Source organism: Variovorax sp. W2I14 (genome assembly GCF_050435205.1).
GTDB lineage: Bacteria > Pseudomonadota > Gammaproteobacteria > Burkholderiales > Burkholderiaceae_C > Variovorax > Variovorax paradoxus_C.
Genome location: NZ_JBNDJX010000001.1, coordinates 665,041 through 683,992, shown reverse-complemented (window position 1 = coordinate 683,992; position 18,952 = coordinate 665,041). Strand labels below are relative to the sequence as shown.

Genomic DNA, 18,952 nt, shown 5'->3' with positions numbered 1-18,952 from the left:
GCTACGGCGCCTCTGCGACCACGCGGAACATGGTCCGCTTCGTGTTCGTGAAGTGCGGGCGCGCGATGCCGCTCCACGCGGTGGCGCGCACCGCGAGCCACGGCGGCGAGCCCAGCACGTCTTCGTGCAGCAGGTCGTAGCAGGCCAGCGACAGCGGCCCGGCGCCGCGATTCAGGAAGCGCATCGCCCGCACGCAGCCGGGCACTGCCGCAAGGCCGGGCATGTGCTCGGTGTCGTACCAGCGCGAGATCTCGTCGAGCCAGCCCGTCTCGGGGTCGGTTTCGACGACATAGTGAAAGCGCGGGCGCTCGCCGGTGGAGGCGCCCGCGATAGCGAGCATCGGCTCCAGCGGAGATGCGATCACATCGCTCGCCCAATCGCACTGCGCCTGGAATGCAGCAGCGATCCCGTTGCCGTCGGCCACTTTGGTTGCATGCGACTTCAGGTAGACGTAGGCCTCGGATCCATCGAGGCTCGCTGCCGCGCGATGCAGCGCCAGCGCGGTGCCGTTGCCCGTGCAGAACGCGCGAACGTCGGCATCGATGTGCAAGGCCGCATCGGGCGCCGTGCGCATCTGGAGGAGAACGAAACGGGGTGCGGTGTCTTCTTGCATCGACATCAATCGGGCTTGATCTTCTTGGCGCGCACCACGGCGCCCCACTTGGCGCTGTCGCGCGCCAGCAGCGCGCTCAATTCGGCCGGGCTCGAGGGCGCGGGCTCGGCGCCCGACGCCATGAGCCGGCTCTTCACGCCTTCGTTGCCGAGCGCGCGCCGCACCGCCTGGTTCATCGCATCTGCCACGCCGGCCGGTGTGCCCTTGGCCGCGAACAGCGCATACCAGTTGTCCGAATCGACGCCGGGAATGCCCATCTCCAGGAAGGTCTTGACCTCGGGCAGCAGCGGATGGCGCTTGGAAGCGGCGATGCCGATGGGCTTGAGCTTGCGGCCGGTGATGAACGGCAGCAGCCCCGGGATGTCGCCGAAGAAGCCGTCCACATGCCCCGCGAGCACATCGGTGATGGCCGGCGCGGCGCCTTTGTAGGGCACGTGCAGCAACGGTGTCTTCGCGGCGTCCGAGAGCAGTTCCATCGCCAGGTGCGGCACGCTGCCGGTGCCCGACGAGGCGAGCGTCAGCGGCTGCTTGCTCTTCTTCGCGGCGGCCACGAACTCGGCGCCGGTGTTGTAGGGCGCGTTGGCGCCGACCACCAGCACCTCGACGTTGCGCACCACCAGCGAGATGGGCACGAGGTCCTTCGCCGGGTCGTACACCAGCTTCTCGTACAGCGAGGGATTGATCGCCACCGCACCCACGCTGGTGAGCCACAGCGTCTGCGCATCGGGCGCCGAACGCGACACGTACTCGGCCGCGATGCCGCCGTTGGCGCCCGCCCTGTTCTCGACGATGACCTGGTGGCCGGTTTCCTTGCCGAGCTGTTCGGCGATGGCGCGAGCGACGAAATCGACGGGGCCGCCGGGCGGGAATGCGACCACGATGCGCGTGATCTTGTCCTGCTGCGCGTGGGCGGGAAGGCCCACGGCCACAAGCGCGGCGGCGGCCAAACCCTGCAGGCAGCGGCGCCGATGAACGAGCACGTTCTTCATCCTGTGTCTCCTGTTTTTTTGAATCAGTCGCAGCGCACGGACATCCCGCCGTCCACCACGATCTCGGTGCCCGTGACGAAGCGCGCCTCGTCCGAAGCGAGAAAGAGCGCCGCCGCGGCGGTGTCGCGGCCGTCGCCCATGAAGGGCAGCGGAATGCGCGCCTGGCGCTGCTTCAGCAGCGCCTCGACGTCGCCGCCCGCGCGCTGGCCAGCCAGCCGCGTCTCGACCATCGGCGTGTGAAGCTGCCCCGGCACCACCGTGTTCACGCGGATGCCCTGTCCCGCGTACTGCACCGCGAGCACGCGCGTGAACTGCATCACCGCCGCCTTGGTGGAGGCATAGGCGATCTGCGCGGAACCCGTCCAGCGCGTGGCCGAGGTCGATGCCAGGTTGACGATGGCGCCGCTGCCCTGCGCCAGCATGTGCGGCAGCACGTGCTTGCAAGTGAGGAACACGCTTTTGAGGTTGTGGTCGACCTGCGCGTCCCACACTTCCTCGGACATCTCGACCGGACCGCCCTTGGCGGAGCCGCCCACGTTGTTGACCAGCACGTCGATGCGGCCGAAGCGTTCGATGCACTGCGCGACCATCGCCTCGATTGACGCGGCCCGCGTCACGTCACAAGCGGCTGTCGCGAACACGCCGCCGGCTTTAGCGATGAGTTCGGCGGTCTCGCCCATTCGCTCGATGTCGCGGTCCACGCCGAACACCTGCGCGCCTTCTTGCGCAAAGCGCACCGCGATCGCGCGGCCATTGCCCCAGCCGGTGCCGACCGAGCCCGCGCCGGTGACGAGCGTGACCTTGCCTTCGAGGCGGCGCGCGGTGGGTTGGAAGAAATCTGCTGATGCTTTTGCTGTTGCTGTTGCTGCTGTAGTGGTCATGCGTCGAACCGGTAGAAGTCGAGGGGATTGCGCACCAGGATCTGCTCGCGCAGCGCGGCGTCCGGCGCGATCTGCGCCAGTGCATCGACGAGCACGCCGTCGTCCGGCACGTGGTGATGGTTGGGATGCGGCCAGTCGCTGCCCCACAGGCAGCGCTCGGGGAACTCACGGGCCAGCCGATGCGCGAGCGCGATGCCGGCGGCGTAGTCCGCGCCGGCCGAGATGCGGTCGACGCCGCTCAGCTTCACGCGAAAGAGCGGGTTGCGCAGCAGCGCGCGCAGCGCCGCGAAATCGGCATGGTCCGCGCCGAGCGAGGCATCGACGCGCCCCATGTGGTCGATGACCACCGGCACCGCGCTGCGCGCGAGTGGCGCGGCCAGCGCATGCACCAGGCTGCTCTCGAAATGCACCTGCAGGTGCATGCCCAGCGGCGCAAGCCGGCGCGTGAAGGCGACGATGTCGTCCACGCCGGCGGAAGCGCCCAGGTGCTTCATGAAGTTGAAGCGCACGCCGCGAAACCCCGCTGCAGCCAGGCGCGCGAGTTCGGCATCGGCCACGCGGAGCGGCACCAGCGCCACGCCCAGGTAGCGCCCGCCGCCCGCGGCGATTGCGTCCTCGATCACGCGGTTGTCGAAGCCGTGCACCAGCGATTGCACGATCACGCAGCGGTCGATGCCCAGCTGCTTGTGCAAGGCGAAGAGCGCTTCCTTCGGTGCGTCGGCGGGCGTCCAGTTCAGCGTTTCGGCAAAGGGAAATTGCGCAGCCGGTCCGAAGATGTGCACATGCGCGTCGCAGGCACCCGGCGGCAATCGGAGGTGCGGCGCCGAGGGCCGTGGGTTGTAGGTCAGAGTGGTTGTCATGTCGTTGTCTCTCGATGAATTGTCTGGCGCTGCCTGTGGCGCTATCTCTGCTTTTGGCGGATATCAGCTATCCATAAAATGCATGCCCCATGGACCTCACGCGCCTCCACTATTTCGTCGCCGTCGTCGAGGCGGGCAGCCTCAGCCGGGGCGCGGCCTCGCTGCACATGTCGCAGCCGGCGCTGAGCCGGCAGATTCTTCTGCTCGAAGAAGAAGCCGGCCAGCCCCTGCTGGTGCGCACCGGCCGCGGGGTCGAGGCCACCGAGTCGGGCCTCGCGCTCCTCACCCATGCGCGCGCGATCCTGGAGATGGCCGAGCGGGCGCGCGCGGACATGCAGGAGCGCCGCGCCAGTCCCCACGGCCGCGTCGTGGTGGGCCTGCCGCCGCGCGTGGCGCACGTGCTCGCGGCCGACCTGGTGGAGCGCTTTCGCGCGAAGTTTCCCGATGCGGTCATCAGCGTGGTCGAGGGCTTGAGCATTCGCCTGCGCGAGTGGCTGGTCGCGGGCAAGCTCGACCTCGCGATCCTGTTCGATCCGCCGCCCTCGCCCCAGATGCACGAGGAAACGCTGGCGCGCGAGCCGCTGATCGTGATCGGCCCCGAGCCGCTGCCGCGCCGCATGAAGCTGGCCGACGTGGCCGCGCTGCCGCTGGTGATGCCCAGCGGCCCCAATGCGCTGCGCCATCTGCTCGAGCGCGAAACCAAGCCACGCGGCATGCCGCTGTCGATCGTCGCGGAGGTCGATTCGGTGCAGACGGTGCTGTCGCTGGTGGCGCGCGGCGTGTCGTACACGGTGCTGCCGCAGAGCGCCGTGCGGTTGTGGACGTACGACAAGCCGCTGCATCGCGCGGCCATCCATGCACCGGCCATCCGCAACCGCATCGTGCTCGCCATTCCTAAGGCCCGGCCTGCGACACGACCGAGCCGCTGGGCCGCGCAGGTGCTGCGCGAGCTGGCACTGGAGCACTACGGAAGCACGAAGGCCGAATGATGAAAAGTCAGTGCCCGATCTCGAGCGCCACGAGAAAGCGCGACACCATGTTGTACGCGCCGACCGTGACCATCGCATCCACCACCTGCTGCGGCGTGAAGCGCGCGCTGACGCGCTGGTAAAGCGCGGCCGGCACCTCGATGCTGTTCGTCATCGCATCGGTCAGCTCGATCAGCAGCGCCTCGTCGGCCGACAGGCCCGGGCCGATGGCCGCAGGGTCCGACAGCGCATCGACCGCCGCCTGCGAGGCGCCCGCCTGCAGCGCGATCGGCACGTGCGCGTCGTACTCGTAGCGCGCGCGGTTGAGCACCGCGACCCGCAGGATGACCAGCTCGCGCGCCGCCTCGGGCAGGCTGTTGTGCCGGCGCACGGCTGTCAGCAACTGCTCCCAGCCATGCGCCATCGGCGGGCTGTTGAGCAGCACCTGGTAGAGCGGCGAGACGCGGCCGCGCTGCTTTGCGATTTCCGCTTCGAGCGTGGCGAGTTCGGGACGGCTTCCGGGTTCAACGGGAGAGATTCGCATGATGGATTTGTTCTGGAGATGAGAAGAAGAAAGGATGTGGCGCGCTCAGATCATCGGCGTCGCTGCGCCGTCCATCGCGATGGTGGCGCCGGTCACGTAACTTGCGCGGTCCGAGGCCAGAAAGACCACCATGTCGGCGATCTCCCGCGGCTCGGCGGGCCGGCCGATGGGGAGCGTGGCGCCCGGTACGGCCGGCGCGGGCCGGCCTTCGAGCATGGCCAAACGCGCTTCGGCTTCCTGCCGCTGGCGCAGCCGCTCCGTCGCCACCTGGCCCGGATTGAGCGCGTTGATCCGCACGCCCTGCCGCGCATACGCAGCCGCCATGCCGGCGCTCGCAAGCAACAGCGCGGCATTGGCGGCACCGCCCGCCAGATGCGTCGGGTTGGCGACCTTGCCGCCCGCGCCTACGATATTGACCACGCTGCCCGCGCCGCGCGCGGCCATGCGCTGCACGGCCGGCGTCATGACATGGATGTAGCTGAAGAACTTGGCCTGCATCGCGTCGCTCCAGGCCGCGGCATCGAGTTCACCGGGCGGCCTGCGCCTGGCGGCACCGGCGCAGTTGACCAGCACATCGAGCGGACCCGACGCGGCCTCGATTGCATCGAGCGCGGCGAGCGCCGATGCGGGATCGCGCAGGTCGGCGGCGTGCCAGGCGATGCGGCCTTCCGTCTTCTCCAGCGACAGCGCGGCTTCGCGCAGCGCGGTGTCGTCGCGCGACAGCATCGTTACCTTCGCGCCTTCGGCCAGAAAGGCCTGCACGCACGCAAAGCCGATGCCGCGGCTGGCGCCCGTCACGAGCACGTGGCGCCCGGCAAGTCCGAGGTCCACGCGCTCAGCCCCGCTTCTCGAGCAGCCCGCCGTCGACCGGCAGGATCACGCCCGTGATGTAGCGCGCCTCGTCGGAGGCGAGGAACAGCGCCGCGTTGGCGACGTCCCACGCGGTGCCCATGCGGCCCATCGGCACCAGTGCTTCACGCTCCGCGCGGATCACGTCGCGCGAGACGCCCCGCTCCTGGGCGCGGCGCTCGATGGCCATGGGCGTGTCGATCAGGCCCGGCAGGATCACGTTGGCGCGGATGCCGTGGCGCGCGTTCTCCATCGCGATGTGCTGCGTCATCGTGTTGACTGCGCCCTTGCTGGTCTTGTAGGTGATGCTCGGCCGCGCCGCCAGCGACGAGGTCGAGGAGATGTTGACGATGCAGCCCGACTGCCGCTCGATCATGTGCGGCAGCACATGCTTGCAGGTCATGAACATGCCCTTGAGGTTCATCGCCATGATGTTGTCCCACGCGTCGGCGTCCATCTCGACCGTCTTGCGGTCGCCCTTGGAGCGGCCTACGTTGTTGTGCAGGATGTCGATGCGGCCATGGCGCTCGATGCACGCGGCCGCGATCGCGGCGCAATCGGCTTCGCGCGTGATGTCCGCGCGCAGCACCGAGGCCTGGCCGCCGAGTGCGGCGACGGCGTCGCGGGTGCTCGCGGCCCACTCTTCGTTGATGTCCACCAGCAGCAGCGTCGCACCCTCTTGCGCAAAACGCTCGGCGGTCGCGCGGCCGTTGCCCACCGTGTCGCCCGGTTGCTGTCCCGCGCCCACGATGATGGCGATCTTGCCTTCCAGTCTTCCTGTGCCCATGTCGGTCCTGTTGTTCCTGTGTGCGTGTGTGATTCGTTGCGGCGCTCAATCGATCGTGATGTGGCCGTCGATGACGACCTTGCGCCAGCGCGCTTCTTCCGCGCGCATGAACTTCGTCATTTCCTGCGGCGAGTTGACTGCCACGGTCAGGCCTTCGCTCGCGAGCCGCTCGCGGTAGGCCGGCGCCTCGGCGGCCTTGCGCAGCGCCGTGTTCAGGCGCTCGAGCACGGCAGGCGGCGTGCCGCCCGGCGCGAAGATCGCGTACCAGACCTCGGCGCTGTAGCCCGGAATCGTCTCCGCAATGGCCGGTACGTTCTTGTAGGCGGCCGTGCGCTGCGGCGAAGTCACCGCCACCGCGCGCATCTTTCCGCTCTCGACGAACTTGGCGACGCCGCCGGCCGTGGCGAACACCATGTCGATCTGCCCGCCGAGCAGGTCGGTGTAGGCCGGCCCCGCGCCGCGATACGGCACATGCGTGATGTCGACCTGCGCCATGTTCTTGAACAGCTCGCCAGCCAGGTGCACGGCCGAGCCGTTGCCCGAGGAGCCGTAGTTCAGCTTGCCCGGGTTGGCCTTGGCGGCCTTGATGACGTCGGCAATCGTCTTGTAGGGACTGTTCGGCCGCGTGACCAGCACGTTGGGGCCGTGGCAGATAAGGCCGACTTCGGTGAAGCCCTTCTCGGTGTCGTAGGGCAGGCTCTTCACCAGCGAGGCATTGATCGCGAGCGCCGAGGTGGTCAGCAGCAGCGTGTAGCCGTCGGCGGGCGACTTGGAGACGATGTCCGAGCCGATCACGGTGCCGGCGCCTGCGCGGTTGTCGATGATGACCGGCTGGCCCAGCTCGACCGCGAGCGCCTGACCGAGCACGCGGCCGACCACGTCGGTGCCGCCGCCGGCGGTGAAGGGAATCACGACGCGCAACGGCCGCGAGGGAAAGGCATCGGCGGCGCGAGCGGCCGTGCCGATGAAGAGGGCCGGTGCGCCGGCGAGGGCCGTGGCCATGCGCAGCACGGCGCGGCGCTGCAGGCTGGGGAAATTCAAGATGGCGTCTCCTTGTTCTGTCTGGCGATGCTCCTCGTGAAGAAGAAGCATCGCGGCGAACAGGAAGTCTAGGAACGCGGGCGCGCCCTGCTTTGACGATTCGGCAAAGCTCCTTTTCCGGCGCCTGTCGGCTTCAGCCTCGGCCGGAGAGCAGGTGCGCGAGAAATTCCTGCGCCGCCGGCGACAGCGCCGCGCGGTCGCCAACGCACACCCACAGCTGCCGGTGCGCCCAGTCGTCCTCCAGCGGCAGCACGACGAGCCCCATGCGCGCCTCGTAGTTACGCGCGATGCCGACCGGGACGATCGCGAGGCCGAGGCCTTCCCGCACCAGCTCGCAGCGGGCCTCGGGGTTGGACACCTGCGCGCGCACCCGCAGCGGACGCGAAAGCGCGGGCGCGATCAGCTGCATGAACTCCTCCACGCTGTGGCGCGGGAAGTAGCCGAGGAAGTCGTAATCGAGCGCGTCTTCGAGCCCCAGCGTTTCCCGCCGGGAAAGCGGATGGCCCACGGGCACGACCAGCCCGACGCGGTCGGTGCGGTAGGGCATCGACACCACGCCGGCCGCCGGATGGGCCGCGTGGTAGACGCCGATGTCCGCCTCGCCGTCGGCCACGATGCGCGGCACGTCGTAGCTGAAGGCCTCCATCAGATCGACCCGCGAGCCCGGCGCCTTGCGCGAGAAGCTGCTGATTTCCGAAGGCAGGAACTGCTGCACCGCCGACGAATTGGCGACCAGCCGGATCTTGGGCACGCCGCTGGCCGAATACGCACCGAGCGATGTCTGCACCTGCGCGAGCGTGCGCAGGATCGCCTTGGCCTGTTGATAGAGCATCGCGCCCGCCGGTGTGGCCTCCACGCCCCGGCCGTGGCGGCGCAGGAGGCGCGTGCCCAGTTGGCGCTCGAGCTCGGTGATGCGCTTGCTCGCCGCCGAGGTGACGACATGCACCCGATCGGCCGCACGCGAAAGGCTTTTCTCCTCGATGGCGGCCACGAGGATTTCGAGTGAGGCGATGTCCATCGGCCGATTTTCGGCCATCGGCGGCTTCGGCAGCTTCGGCCCCCGAGAGTTGAGATCTACTCCGCCTCGATCTTCGCGGCCTCCACCACCTTGCCCCAGCGCACGAACTCGGCCTTGCTGAAGTCGGTGAGCTGCTTGGCGTCCATGTAGTCGGCCGTCGCGCCCAGTTCGGCCGCCTTCTGCTGGAACGCAGGCGTCGCCACGATCTTCGAGATCTCGGCGTTGAGCCGGTCGATGACGGGCTGCGGCGTCTTGGCCGGCGCAAACACCGCGAACCACGAGGTCGCATCGAGGTTCGGCAGCCCCACCTCGGCAGCCGTCGGCACGCCCGGCAGCGAGGCCACGCGCGTCTTGCCAGTCACCGCGATGGCGCGCAGCTTGCCCGACTGGATGAAGGGCATGAAGGGCGGCGGCGTGCCGAAGGTCATGTCGACCTGGCCGCCCAGCAGGTCCTGCAGCGCCGGGCCCGTGCCCTTGTAGGGAATGTGCGTGATGCGGATGCCGGCCTGCTGCTCGAGCATGGCGCCGGTCACGTGCTGCAGCGAGCCAGGGCCCGACGATGCGAAGGTGAGCTTGCCCGGGTGCGCCTTGGCATAGGCGATCAGCTCGGCCATGTTCTTGACCGGCACGTCCGCGCGCACCACCACCACCTGCGGCGCACTCAGCACGTTGGCTACCGCGCGCAGGTCTTCGGGCGCCCATTGCTTCTGCTTCAGGACGTGCGGGGAGATGACGTGGTAGCCCGAGTACTGCATGAGCAGCGTCTGGCCATCGGGCTCGGCGCGCTTGACCTGCACCGCGGCGATCACGCCGCTCGCGCCCGACTTGTTGTCCACGATGACCGACTGGCCCAGTGCCTTGCCGAGCGGATCGGCCAGCATGCGCCCCGCGATGTCGGTGGTGCCGCCGGCTGCGGCGCCCACGACCATCGTGACGGGGCGCGTGGGGTAGGTCTGCGCGAAGGCACTGCTGCTGCCGATCAACGCTGCGAAAGCGGTCAGCGCGCAGAGGCTGCGGCGTGACATGGATGAAGGAATCGGATGCTGTTTCATATCTTTGTCTCCTGGTTTTCTGTGAAGTTCGAAATCGATGGAATCAGTGCTCGCGCGCCAGGGCCCGTGCACGCGTGGCCTCGAAATCGGCCGGTGCCGGATGCAGGTCGAGCCGGCGCCCGGCCTTTGCGATCTGGCTCGGCGTGTCGTGTCCGATGAGCGCCGGCAGGCGGCGCGCGGCGGCCATCAGCGCCGGCGTGTCGATGCCGGTGTCGTAGCCCATGAGTTCGAGCGCATGCGCGATGTCCTCGCTGCACACGTTGCCCGAGGCCCCCGGCGCATAGGGGCAGCCGCCGAGGCCGCCGATCGAGGCATCGAAGCAGCGCGCGCCCGCGTCGATGGAGGCGAGCACGTTCGCCAGACCCATGCCGCGCGTGTTGTGGAAGTGCAGGGTCAGGCCGGTGGCGGGCCAGCGCGCGATGAACTCGCGCACCATGCGCGCGACCTGCCCCGGGTAGGCCATGCCCGTGGTGTCGCACAGCGTGATGCCCGTCGCGCCGATCTCGTCGACGAAGCGCCCGCACCATGCGAACACATCGCCCTCCGCCAGGTCGCCTTCGATCGGGCAGCCGAAGCTGCACGACAGCGACACATTCACCGCCACGCCGGCCTGCCGCGCGAGCCCCGCCACCTCGGCAAGGCCCCGCAGCGACTGCTCGCGCGTCATGCGCAGGTTGGCGAGGTTGTGGCTCTCGCTGGCCGACATCACGAGGTTCATCTCGTTGGCCTCGGCATCGATGGCGCGCTCGGCGCCGCGCACGTTGGGCACGAGCGCGCTGTAGACCACGCCCGGCACGCGTTCGATCTCGCGCAGCACGATCTCTGCATCCGACAGCGCAGGAATCGCCTTCGGCGACACGAAGGCCGTGACCTCTATCTTCGCCATGCCCGCGCGCGAAAGCGCGTTGACCAGTGCGATCTTGTCCTCGGTCGGCACGAAGGCCGCTTCGGCCTGCAGGCCGTCGCGCGTGCCGACCTCGTACATCCTGATGCGCCGCGAGGCGCCGTTCCAGACTGCGTTGTCCGCGTTGTTCATGCAACCACCTTTCTGCCGCGCAAGGCGGCGATGTCATCGGCGCTGAAGCCGAGTTCGTCGAGCACCGAATCCGTGTCGTCGCCGAGGCCGGGCGCCGAAGAGCGCACCGTGCCCGGCGTGCCCATGAGCTTGGGCACCACGCCGGGCACCTCGATGTCGTGGCCGTCGCGCGTGCGTTGCTGCAGCAGCATGTCGCGCGCGCGGTAGTGCGGGTCTTCGCAGATGTCCCTGGCGGTGTAGACCTTGCCGGCGGGCACGCGCGCCGCGCCGAGCACATCGAGCACCTCGGCCAAGGAACGCACCAGCGTCCATGCCTCGATGGCGCGGTCGAGTTCTTCCACGCGCGCCACGCGGCCCGCGTTGTCGGCGAGCGCCGCATCGGTGCCGAGGTCGTCGCGGCCGATGGTCTGCATCAGCCGCTTGAAGATGCTGTCGCCGTTGCCCGCGATCAGCACGAATCCGTCGCTGCAGCGGTAGGCGTTCGACGGCGCGATGCCGGGCAACGCGCTGCCCGCGGGTTCGCGCACCGCACCGAAGGCGCTGTACTCGGGCACGAGGCTCTCCATGACGTTGAACACCGCCTCGTTGAGCGCGACGTCGATCACCTGCCCCCTGCCGCCATTCACCTTGCGGTGATAGAGCGCGGTGAGCACGCCGATGGTGCCGTGCAGCGCGGCCAGCGTGTCGCCGATGGAGATGCCGCAGCGCACCGGCACATTCCCCGGCTCGCCGGTGAGGTGGCGGAGCCCCCCCATCGCCTCGCCGATGGCGCCGAAGCCCGGCAGGTCGCGGTAGGGGCCGGTCTGCCCGTAGCCCGAGATGCGCAGCATCACGAGGCCGGGGTTGAGTGCCGAGAGCACGTCGTAGCCCATGCCCCAGCCTTCGAGCGTGCCGGGGCGGAAGTTCTCGATCAGCACGTCGGCCTCGGCGATGAGCTTGCGCGCGATGTCCTGGCCTTCGCTGCTGCGCAGGTCCAGCGCGATGGAGCGCTTGTTGCGCGACTGCACCTGCCACCAGACCGAGGTGCCCTCCTGGATCAGCCGCCAGTTGCGCAGCGGATCGCCGCTGCCGGGCGGTTCGATCTTGACGACGTCGGCACCGAATTCGCCGAGCGTCTTGCCGGCGAAAGGGCCGGCGATGAGCTGGCCCATCTCGATGACGCGCACGCCTTGCAGGGCGCCGGGGGTGGGAAGTGTGGAAGCCATGTGTTGTTGTCTCCGAGGGGATGCAGGCGGGGTGCTGCATCCGATGCCCGGATTCTGGGCAGCCGGCCTCGAAGAAGGAACGACAAAGGTTCGCAGCCAGCTTTCGCGGATCGCGAAAGCTGGAAGGGGTTAACCCGCGCAGAGGTGGTCGATGAGGGTTCGCACGTGGCGCGGCACCGCGCCGGCGTCACGCAGGCCAATCACGAGATGCCGGCGGGTCCAGTCGTCTTCCAGCGTGATCTCGCGCAGGTTCATCGAGCGCAGGTGCGGCTGGATCGCCTCGCGCGGCAGCACCGCCACGCCCATGCCCGCGGCGACCATCTGGCACATCGCATCGAAGCTGCGCACCTGGATGCGCAGCTTGAGCCGCCGCCCCAGCGTTTCGCTGGCCGCCTGCAGGCGCTGCGCGAGCGAGGTGGCGCCCGAGAGGGTCACGAAGTCGAAGTCGCAGGCCTCTTCGAAACGCACGCTCTTGCGGCGTGCGAGCGGGTGGCCGCGCGGCACCACCAGCACCAGGCGGTCTTCGCGGTAGTTCACGATGTCCAGGCCCAGCGTGGGCGTGCGGTCGGCAAAGATGCCGACGTCGGCGCGGCCGTCGAGCACGGCCAGCACGATCTCGCTGCTGTTCTGCTCTTCGAGCTCGATGCGGATGCCGGGGTTGGCCGCCACGAAGCTCGCGAGCTCGCGCGGCAGGAACTGCGTCACGGCCGAGGTGTTGACCCACAGGCGCACCACGCCCACCACGCCCGAGGCGTAGTCGGACAGGTCGGCCGCGAGCTGGTCGACGTCGTTCAGGATGCGGTGCGCATGCCGGTGCAGCGCGTCGCCTGCCACGGTGAGCGTGACGCCGCGCGAATGTCGCTCGAAGAGTTCGGTACCCACTGCGGCTTCGAGATCGGAGATGCGCTTGCTGGCCGCGCCCACCGCCAGGTGCGCAAGTTCGGCGCCCTTGCTGATGCTGCCGGTGCGCACCACGAGGTTGAAGAGCGAGAGCGAGACGAGGTCGAGGCGATGCAGGTTCACGGCGCGGCGAGGGTGGGTCGAAAGGAATGGCCGCGATTGTGCGCGCCGTCACGTGCGGTCACGGTCATCACGTAGCATCGCGCCCCATGAGCTACACCGTGACCCTGATCGATTTCCCCGACGCGCCGAGCGACGTCATCGCCACCGCCGAGACCCGCTTTCGCCGCGAACTCGACAAGCTGCTGGGCGACGAGGTCGAGCCGGCGCTGAAGGCATTCGAGAACGCCAGCGAATCCAGCGCCGACGAACTCACCAAGGACGAAATCGCGCTGGCCGGGCGCTGGGCCAAGGCCTACGACGCGGCGAAGACGGCGGGATTTCGTGCGCTCGGCGAGGCGGACGAGGCGTACTTCGAAGTCCGCGCCGAGTGATGCTGCGCTGGCACCGATTCAGGCGCACCGCACGGGCGGCGCGCCGGTGTCGTTGGCCTTGTAGTTGACCAGCCCGCCCAGGTCGAGCACGGTCAATCCGCGCTTTTCCAGACGGATGAGCTGCAGTGCCTGCAGGCGCTGCAGCGCCACGTTCACACGCTGCCGCGACACGTTCGCCAAGAGGCCGATCTCGACCTGCCCCACTTCCAGGAAGCGCGGGGCATCGGGGTACAGGTCGGGGTTGAAAAGACTCGCCAGGCAATTCGCGACGCGCGCATCGGTGTCGAGCAGCCGCTCGTGTTCCAGCGCGCCGATGAACAGGCTCAGCCGCGCGTTCAGCAGGTCCTGCAGGTAATGGTTGAACGGCACGCTGGTGCCGCGCAGCCATTCGAAGGTGCGGCGCGGCATCAGCGCCACCCGCGTGGGCCGCAGCGCAAACACGTCGTAGCGGCGCGCCTCGTGCTTGAAGAGCGAGCCCTCGCCGAACCACACGCCGTGCGAGACGCCGGTGAGCGTGGAGACACGTCCTTCTTCGGACGCCACCGACATCTTGGCGAAGCCGTCGATGAGCCCCATCCAGTGCTCGACGCGTTGCCCGGCCCGCGCGATGCAGGCGCCGCGCGCGAACTGCCGCTCCTGCATGCTGCCCAGCACATGCTCGAGGTCGGCGGGCGAAAGGCCGGTTGCCCATCGCGACTTGCGCACCATGTCTTCCATCGGTTGCGCAGTCGAGGCCGGTGCGGAATCAGGGATTACCTTTAGCGATTGGCGCCTCATGTGTCGTCGCGACGACCGCAGCGTGGAACGTCCATTCTTAATCTTCCAGAACACATAACAGAAGGAGACTTCCATGCTCGCAACACCTCGCCGCCCGCACAAGCGGGTTTCTCCGTGGCCCCGTGTCCAGGTTGCCGCCGCAGGCATCGCGATGGCCGGCGCACTGCTCGTTGCAGGCTGCGGCGGCGGGTCCGACGGCGGCTCGGTGTTTCCGTTCATTCCCGGCGTGAGCCCCCCGCCCGCGGCACAGACGCCGGCCGCGTTCCAGATCAAGACGCTCTCTTCCGCGCCCGACATGATCAGCGGCGGCGACACGCTGGTCGAAATCACCGCGCCCGTGGGTGTTGCGCTCGACAAGGTGCGCGTGAGCCTGAACGGAAAAGACGTGACCTCGCAGGCGCCGGTGGTCAACAGCACGACGCGCGTGCTGCGCGGCCTCGTCACCGGCCTCACGACCGATGCGGCCAGCACCACGGGCAGCATCAACACGCTGGTGGTGAGCAACGCCGATGTTGCAGCGCAGCGCACCGAGGCCAAGCTGGTCAACTACCCGATCACCGGGCCGATCCTCTCGGGTCCGCACATCTCGCCGTACGAATGCCGCACCGTGCAGAACGGCCTGGGCGCCGCGCTCGACGCCAACTGCTCGGCCACCACGCAGGTGGTCTGGTATTACCGCACCAAGACCAACACCTTCAAGCCGCTGGCCGACCCCACCGGCCCGCGCCCGGCCGACCTCGCCGAGACCACCACCAATGATGGCGTCACCGTGCCCTACATCGTGCGTGTGGAGTCGGGCACGATCAACCGCGGCGTGTACCGGCTCGCGGTGCTCGATAACCCGGCGAAGGATTCGCCCGCGGTCTGGAAGCCCGGCACGGGATGGAACAAGAAGCTCGTCGCCTACTTCGACTGCTGCGGCTCGGCCCAGTACAACCAGGGCGTGCATCCCATCGAGTCGATCCTCGGTGACGTCGGCCACATCCAGCTCTCGCGCGGCTTTGCTTTCATGAATTCGACCGAGCTGTGGAACAACCAGCATGCGAACCCGCACCTGCAGGGCGAGACGCTGATGATGATGAAGGAGCACGTCATCGAGGAATTCGGCGAGGGGCCCAAGTGGACCGCCGGCTTCGGCGGCTCGGGCGGCGCGATCCAGCAGTACCTGATCGCTCAGCTCTATCCGGGCCTGCTCGACGGTATCCAGCCGATCGTGTCGTTCCCCGAGACGCTGATGCCCGAGGTGATGGAGTGCCGCCTCCTGAACAACGTCTACAAGCTCGACACCGCCACCTGGACGACGGCCAAGCAGAACGCGGTGAATGGCTTCAACACGAACACCTGCCTGTCATGGGACGCGGCCTTCGCGAGCATCATCAAGTCGGACAACGCGGCGGGCTGCGGGTTCACCGACCCGGCCAATGTGGCGAACATCTTCAATCGCGCGAGCAACCCGACAGGCATTCGCTGCGACCTCTTCCAGACCAATGTGAACCTGCTGGGCAAGCGCCCCGGCACGCAGGAGGCGCGCCGGCCGCTCGACAACATCGGCCTGCAGTACGGCCTGGCGGCGCTGAACAGCGGCGCGATTTCGGTGAAGGAGTTCCTCGACCTGAACGAGAAGGTCGGCGGCTTCGACGGCGACGGCAACACGCAGGCCGCGCGCTCCGAAGCCGATTCCGATGCGCTCAAGCTCACCTATGCCGGCGGCTTCAAGAACAGCTTCAGGGGGCCGGGCCTTGCGAACATTCCGATCATCACGCAGCGCGGCAACGCCGATGCGGTGGGCGACATCCACGACACGACGCAGGACCTGATCATCCGGGCCCGCCTGCAACGTGCCAACGGCCGCAGCGACAACCAGATCATCTGGACGCTGGGTTCCACCTCGGGCTACGACTACATGAGCGGCTCCATCGACCTCATGAACAAGTGGCTGGACAACATGGCCGCTGACCCGGCGCCCGCCTCGACCGACAAGGTGGTGCGCAACAAGCCCGCAGGCGCCAACGACGCCTGCTGGAACAAGACCGGCACGCGCATCGACGAGCCCGCATCGATGGACCCGGCAGCCAGTTGCAATGCGGTGTACCCGCGCTTCACCACGCCGCGCCTCGTGGCCGGCTCGCCGCTGGTGAACGACGTGCTCAAGTGCCAGCTCAAGCCGGTCAATGCGGCCGACTACTCGGTGACGATCGCCGGCGCCGACCTCGCGCGGCTGCAGACGATCTTCCCGAGCGGCGTGTGCGACTGGAGCAAGCCCGGCGCAGGCCAGGAGCCGCTGCGCGGCACCTACCTGCGCTTGCCGCTCAACTGAGTCGGCTTGCGCAGTGCGCCTGGCAGTTGCGCCACGCGCTCTGCCAGGAAGTCCACCAGCACGCGCACGCGCAGCGGCTGGTGGCGGCGCGGGGCATAGAGCAGGTGCACCTCCTGCGCCGGCCCCGTGTGGCGCGCGAGCACGCGCACGAGGCTGCCATCGGCCAGATGGCCGGCCACCATCCATGTCGGTTGCAGCGAGATGCCTGCGCCGCCGAGCACGCTGTCGAGCATGGCCACCGCGTTGTTCACGCGCAAGCGGCTGCGCACCGGAACAGTCGCCGCGCCTTCCGGTCCCTCCAGCAGAACGCCATCGTTGCCGGATGCGTAGCGGATGTAGTCGTGCGAGAGCAGGTCCTTCGGGGTGCGAGGCTTGCCGCGCGCGGCGATGTAGTCGGGTGATGCAACGAGCACGCGGGGCCATGAACCGAGATGCTTCGCAACAAGGTCCGGCGGCAACGCGCCGCCCACGCGCAGCGAGACGTCGATGCGCTCCTCGCGCGGATCGACGAAGCGGTCGTCGAGCACCAGTTCGAGTTCGATGTCGGGGTACAGCCGCAGGAACTCCACCGCCATCGCGTTGAGGTGCCGCTGGCCCATGGTGACCGGCGCGCTCACACGCAGCAGGCCTTGCGGCTGCTGCACCTGCTCGCGCGCATCGGCGACCGCATCGCCGTAGTCCTCCAGTACGCGGCGGGCGCGCTCGTGAAAGCGCTGCCCTTCCTCGGTGAGGCTCAGGCCGGTGGCGGCGCGGCGCAACAGCCGAACACCCAGCGACCGCTCCAGCCCCGCGACCAGCTTGCTGATGGTGGGCTGCGTGGTGTCGAGCGCGCGGGCGGCGCCCGAGAGGCTGCCGAGTTCGACGCTGTGCACGAAGGCCGAGAGCGCGCGCAAGGTGTCCATGGTGTATTCGATTCGGGAATGCGTTGGATGCAATTTTGCCATCTACCCATCCGAACTTGCATGGAAGAAAGTCAGGCCCTCGCTTCACTTTCAAGGACACGAACATGCATGCATCCACCTTCGGATCGATCCTCAAGCACGGCGCCGCGGCGTTGACCCTCGCGGGCATCACGGCCGTATCGGCCGCGCAGACCACGCCGTCCGCACGCACGTACTGGAGCCCCAGCTGGATGGCCAGCACCCAGCCGATCTGGGGCGGCGATTTCGTGCTGCCGAGCGGCCTGCCCTTCCAGTTCAACCGGCAGACCATTCGCCAGGTGGCACGGCTGAGCATCGGCGGCGCGAAGCTGCGCGTGGTGATCAGCAACGAAGGCGGCACGGCGCCGCTGTACATCGGTGCGGCGCGCGTGGCGCGGCATGCCGAAGGCTCGGCCATCGTCGAAGGCACCGACCGCGCCGTGCGCTTCGGCGGACAGGCCGAGGTGACCGTGCCGCCCGGCGCGCGGCTGGTCAGCGACCCGGTCGACCTGCCGCTGCCCGCGCTCAGCGAGGTCGCGGTGTCGCTCTATCTGCCGAAGCCCAGCCAGCCCGCGGGCTTTCATTTCGATGCGCGCGAGACGGCGTACGTCGCCAGTGGCGACCTGACCGGCGCCGCGCAGATGCCCGCTGCGGCATCGCAATGGAGTACGCGCGTCTACTTCAGCGGCCTCATCGTCGAGACGCCCACGCCGCCGGCCACCATCGTCGCGCTGGGCGATTCGATCACCGACGGGAACGGTTCCACGCCCGGCGCCAACACGCGATGGCCCGATGCGCTGGCCGAGCGCCTGGCGCCGCGCGGCGTCGGCGTGCTGAACGCCGGCATCTCCGGCGGCCGGTTGATGAGGGATGGCATGGGCCGCGCCGGCCTCGAGCGCGCGGGGCGCGACGCGTTCGCGCAGCCGGGCGTGCGCGCCGTGATCGTGCTGCTGGGCACCAACGACATCGGCTGGCCCGGCGGCCCCTTCGCACCGCAGGAGCCGGCGATGCGCGCGGAAGAATTGATCCAGGGATTCCGCCAACTGATTGCGATGGCACGCGCCCACAACGTGCGCATCGTGGCCGGCACGATCACGCCCAACGAACGCGGGCTGGAGGGCACGGCGCTCGAAGGCCATCACTCGCCCGAAAAGGACAAGGTGCGCCAGGCCGTGAACCGCTGGATTCGCGAAAGCGGCGCGTTCGATGCGGTGGTCGATTTCGATGCGCTGGTGCGCGATCCGGCCCGGCCGATCCGCCTGAAGGCGGCGATGGATTCGGGCGACCATTTGCATCCGGGCGACGCCGGCTACAAGGCGATGGCGGCGGCCATCGACCTCGACGCGCTGCTCGGCAGCGACCCTCGATAGGCTGCAAATATACTGTACATAGATACAGTGTTTTCTCTAGAATAGATCGTCTCCAAGAGCAACATTCGAGGCGACTCCATGACCACCGCCAATCCGCCTGCGCCCTCCGCGCAGGTTCTTTTTTTCTCCTCTTCTCTCGCCCGGCGGCACCCGATGCAGCCGCGCCAACGTGCAGGCCGCATCTCGACCTGGCCCTTTCGCGTGGTCCGGGAACAGGGCCTCGGTGACAGCAGCAATGAAATGGATGACGTTCGCGTTCAGGCGGCGCGCGTCATCCGGACGACGGCCGAGCATTGGTGGCCGCCGGAATCCTGAATCCGCCTTTTCATCC

General features: G+C 68.5%; 20 protein-coding genes. 5 read left to right on the top strand and 15 right to left on the bottom strand.

All coding sequences use genetic code 11. From position 1 onward, the window contains the following. Position 1: 1 nt before the first annotated feature. Genes QF040_RS03285 through QF040_RS03270 form a run of 4 tightly spaced genes read right to left on the bottom strand, consistent with a single transcriptional unit; the run spans position 2 to position 3,343 of the window. Positions 2 to 619: a hypothetical protein gene (locus QF040_RS03285; RefSeq protein ID WP_429609831.1), complete on the bottom strand. Its 618-nt coding sequence runs from the start codon at positions 617 to 619 to the stop codon at positions 2 to 4. Then, complete coding sequence (locus QF040_RS03280) at positions 619 to 1,602, bottom strand: Bug family tripartite tricarboxylate transporter substrate binding protein (protein WP_429609830.1); 984 nt, start codon at positions 1,600 to 1,602, stop codon at positions 619 to 621. The genes QF040_RS03285 and QF040_RS03280 overlap by 1 nt, the downstream gene beginning before the upstream one ends. 23 nt (positions 1,603 to 1,625) lie before the next feature. Next, the gene (locus QF040_RS03275) at positions 1,626 to 2,483 is read right to left on the bottom strand and encodes an SDR family NAD(P)-dependent oxidoreductase (protein WP_429609829.1); all 858 of its coding nucleotides are present in this window, start codon (positions 2,481 to 2,483) and stop codon (positions 1,626 to 1,628) included. Further along, positions 2,480 to 3,343 (bottom strand): amidohydrolase family protein, encoded by an 864-nt coding sequence (locus QF040_RS03270; RefSeq protein WP_429609828.1) that lies wholly within the window; start codon positions 3,341 to 3,343, stop codon positions 2,480 to 2,482. The genes QF040_RS03275 and QF040_RS03270 overlap by 4 nt, the downstream gene beginning before the upstream one ends. 89 nt (positions 3,344 to 3,432) lie before the next feature. Between QF040_RS03270 and QF040_RS03265 the strand changes: the two genes are divergently transcribed. Next, entirely contained in the window at positions 3,433 to 4,332 is a 900-nt protein-coding gene (locus tag QF040_RS03265) for a LysR family transcriptional regulator (RefSeq protein ID WP_429609827.1), read from the top strand. A gap of 7 nt (positions 4,333 to 4,339) precedes the next feature. On the opposite strand, the gene QF040_RS03260 is transcribed toward QF040_RS03265, so the two are convergent. From QF040_RS03260 to QF040_RS03220, 9 genes are all read right to left on the bottom strand, one after another. Beyond that, positions 4,340 to 4,855, bottom strand: a complete 516-nt coding sequence (locus QF040_RS03260) for a carboxymuconolactone decarboxylase family protein (protein WP_429609826.1) — start codon at positions 4,853 to 4,855, stop codon at positions 4,340 to 4,342. A 45-nt stretch (positions 4,856 to 4,900) separates the two neighbouring features. Further along, a complete protein-coding gene (locus QF040_RS03255; RefSeq protein ID WP_429609825.1) occupies positions 4,901 to 5,686 on the bottom strand; it encodes an SDR family NAD(P)-dependent oxidoreductase in 786 nt (261 codons plus the stop codon). A gap of 4 nt (positions 5,687 to 5,690) precedes the next feature. Further along, positions 5,691 to 6,491, bottom strand: a complete 801-nt coding sequence (locus QF040_RS03250; protein ID WP_429609824.1) for an SDR family NAD(P)-dependent oxidoreductase — start codon at positions 6,489 to 6,491, stop codon at positions 5,691 to 5,693. 45 nt (positions 6,492 to 6,536) lie between these two features. Next, complete coding sequence (locus tag QF040_RS03245; RefSeq protein ID WP_429609823.1) at positions 6,537 to 7,532, bottom strand: Bug family tripartite tricarboxylate transporter substrate binding protein; 996 nt, start codon at positions 7,530 to 7,532, stop codon at positions 6,537 to 6,539. Between the two features lie 133 nt (positions 7,533 to 7,665). Next, on the bottom strand, positions 7,666 to 8,550 hold the full coding sequence (locus tag QF040_RS03240; protein ID WP_429609822.1) for a LysR family transcriptional regulator: 885 nt from the start codon (positions 8,548 to 8,550) through the stop codon (positions 7,666 to 7,668). A gap of 56 nt (positions 8,551 to 8,606) precedes the next feature. Continuing rightward, entirely contained in the window at positions 8,607 to 9,575 is a 969-nt protein-coding gene (locus QF040_RS03235; protein WP_429609821.1) for a Bug family tripartite tricarboxylate transporter substrate binding protein, read from the bottom strand. A 70-nt stretch (positions 9,576 to 9,645) separates the two neighbouring features. After that, the gene (locus QF040_RS03230) at positions 9,646 to 10,638 is read right to left on the bottom strand and encodes a hydroxymethylglutaryl-CoA lyase (protein WP_429609820.1); all 993 of its coding nucleotides are present in this window, start codon (positions 10,636 to 10,638) and stop codon (positions 9,646 to 9,648) included. Beyond that, positions 10,635 to 11,843: a CaiB/BaiF CoA transferase family protein gene (locus QF040_RS03225; protein ID WP_429609819.1), complete on the bottom strand. Its 1,209-nt coding sequence runs from the start codon at positions 11,841 to 11,843 to the stop codon at positions 10,635 to 10,637. Before QF040_RS03225 ends, QF040_RS03230 begins: the two co-directional genes overlap by 4 nt. Positions 11,844 to 11,972: 129 nt before the next feature. Beyond that, a complete protein-coding gene (locus tag QF040_RS03220) occupies positions 11,973 to 12,866 on the bottom strand; it encodes a LysR substrate-binding domain-containing protein (RefSeq protein ID WP_429609818.1) in 894 nt (297 codons plus the stop codon). 86 nt (positions 12,867 to 12,952) lie between these two features. Between QF040_RS03220 and QF040_RS03215 the strand changes: the two genes are divergently transcribed. Continuing rightward, positions 12,953 to 13,237, top strand: coding sequence for a hypothetical protein (locus tag QF040_RS03215; protein WP_429609817.1), 285 nt, complete (start codon positions 12,953 to 12,955; stop codon positions 13,235 to 13,237). A gap of 18 nt (positions 13,238 to 13,255) precedes the next feature. On the opposite strand, the gene QF040_RS03210 is transcribed toward QF040_RS03215, so the two are convergent. Then, a complete protein-coding gene (locus tag QF040_RS03210; RefSeq protein WP_429609816.1) occupies positions 13,256 to 13,954 on the bottom strand; it encodes a Crp/Fnr family transcriptional regulator in 699 nt (232 codons plus the stop codon). Between the two features lie 133 nt (positions 13,955 to 14,087). Here QF040_RS03210 and QF040_RS03205 point away from each other — a divergent pair, with 133 nt between their 5' ends. Next, the gene (locus tag QF040_RS03205) at positions 14,088 to 16,331 is read left to right on the top strand and encodes a DUF6351 family protein (protein ID WP_429609815.1); all 2,244 of its coding nucleotides are present in this window, start codon (positions 14,088 to 14,090) and stop codon (positions 16,329 to 16,331) included. On the opposite strand, the gene QF040_RS03200 is transcribed toward QF040_RS03205, so the two are convergent. Beyond that, positions 16,307 to 17,233, bottom strand: a complete 927-nt coding sequence (locus tag QF040_RS03200; RefSeq protein ID WP_429609814.1) for a LysR substrate-binding domain-containing protein — start codon at positions 17,231 to 17,233, stop codon at positions 16,307 to 16,309. The two genes, QF040_RS03205 and QF040_RS03200, sit on opposite strands and share 25 nt — an antisense overlap. Before the next feature lie 104 nt (positions 17,234 to 17,337). On the opposite strand from QF040_RS03200, the gene QF040_RS03195 reads away from it, so the two are divergent. Further along, entirely contained in the window at positions 17,338 to 18,621 is a 1,284-nt protein-coding gene (locus QF040_RS03195) for an SGNH/GDSL hydrolase family protein (RefSeq protein WP_429609813.1), read from the top strand. Positions 18,622 to 18,699: 78 nt separating this feature from the next. Next, positions 18,700 to 18,936: a hypothetical protein gene (locus QF040_RS03190; protein WP_429609812.1), complete on the top strand. Its 237-nt coding sequence runs from the start codon at positions 18,700 to 18,702 to the stop codon at positions 18,934 to 18,936. Positions 18,937 to 18,952: the final 16 nt, after the last annotated feature.

Excerpts from the sequence above, each read along its gene's own strand:
- QF040_RS03225 (WP_429609819.1), bottom strand. The coding sequence starts at position 11,843 with ATGGCTTCCACACTTCCCACCCCCGGCGCCCTGCAAGGCGTGCGCGTC.
- QF040_RS03235 (WP_429609821.1), bottom strand. The coding sequence starts at position 9,575 with ATGTCACGCCGCAGCCTCTGCGCGCTGACCGCTTTCGCAGCGTTGATC.
- QF040_RS03190 (WP_429609812.1), top strand. The coding sequence starts at position 18,700 with ATGACCACCGCCAATCCGCCTGCGCCCTCCGCGCAGGTTCTTTTTTTC.
- QF040_RS03215 (WP_429609817.1), top strand. The coding sequence starts at position 12,953 with ATGAGCTACACCGTGACCCTGATCGATTTCCCCGACGCGCCGAGCGAC.
- QF040_RS03285 (WP_429609831.1), bottom strand. The coding sequence starts at position 619 with ATGTCGATGCAAGAAGACACCGCACCCCGTTTCGTTCTCCTCCAGATG.
- QF040_RS03195 (WP_429609813.1), top strand. The coding sequence starts at position 17,338 with ATGCATGCATCCACCTTCGGATCGATCCTCAAGCACGGCGCCGCGGCG.
- QF040_RS03270 (WP_429609828.1), bottom strand. The coding sequence starts at position 3,343 with ATGACAACCACTCTGACCTACAACCCACGGCCCTCGGCGCCGCACCTC.
- QF040_RS03265 (WP_429609827.1), top strand. The coding sequence starts at position 3,433 with ATGGACCTCACGCGCCTCCACTATTTCGTCGCCGTCGTCGAGGCGGGC.
- QF040_RS03260 (WP_429609826.1), bottom strand. The coding sequence starts at position 4,855 with ATGCGAATCTCTCCCGTTGAACCCGGAAGCCGTCCCGAACTCGCCACG.
- QF040_RS03275 (WP_429609829.1), bottom strand. The coding sequence starts at position 2,483 with ATGACCACTACAGCAGCAACAGCAACAGCAAAAGCATCAGCAGATTTC.
- QF040_RS03200 (WP_429609814.1), bottom strand. The coding sequence starts at position 17,233 with ATGGACACCTTGCGCGCGCTCTCGGCCTTCGTGCACAGCGTCGAACTC.
- QF040_RS03240 (WP_429609822.1), bottom strand. The coding sequence starts at position 8,550 with ATGGACATCGCCTCACTCGAAATCCTCGTGGCCGCCATCGAGGAGAAA.
- QF040_RS03210 (WP_429609816.1), bottom strand. The coding sequence starts at position 13,954 with ATGGAAGACATGGTGCGCAAGTCGCGATGGGCAACCGGCCTTTCGCCC.
- QF040_RS03205 (WP_429609815.1), top strand. The coding sequence starts at position 14,088 with ATGCTCGCAACACCTCGCCGCCCGCACAAGCGGGTTTCTCCGTGGCCC.
- QF040_RS03250 (WP_429609824.1), bottom strand. The coding sequence starts at position 6,491 with ATGGGCACAGGAAGACTGGAAGGCAAGATCGCCATCATCGTGGGCGCG.
- QF040_RS03280 (WP_429609830.1), bottom strand. The coding sequence starts at position 1,602 with ATGAAGAACGTGCTCGTTCATCGGCGCCGCTGCCTGCAGGGTTTGGCC.
- QF040_RS03230 (WP_429609820.1), bottom strand. The coding sequence starts at position 10,638 with ATGAACAACGCGGACAACGCAGTCTGGAACGGCGCCTCGCGGCGCATC.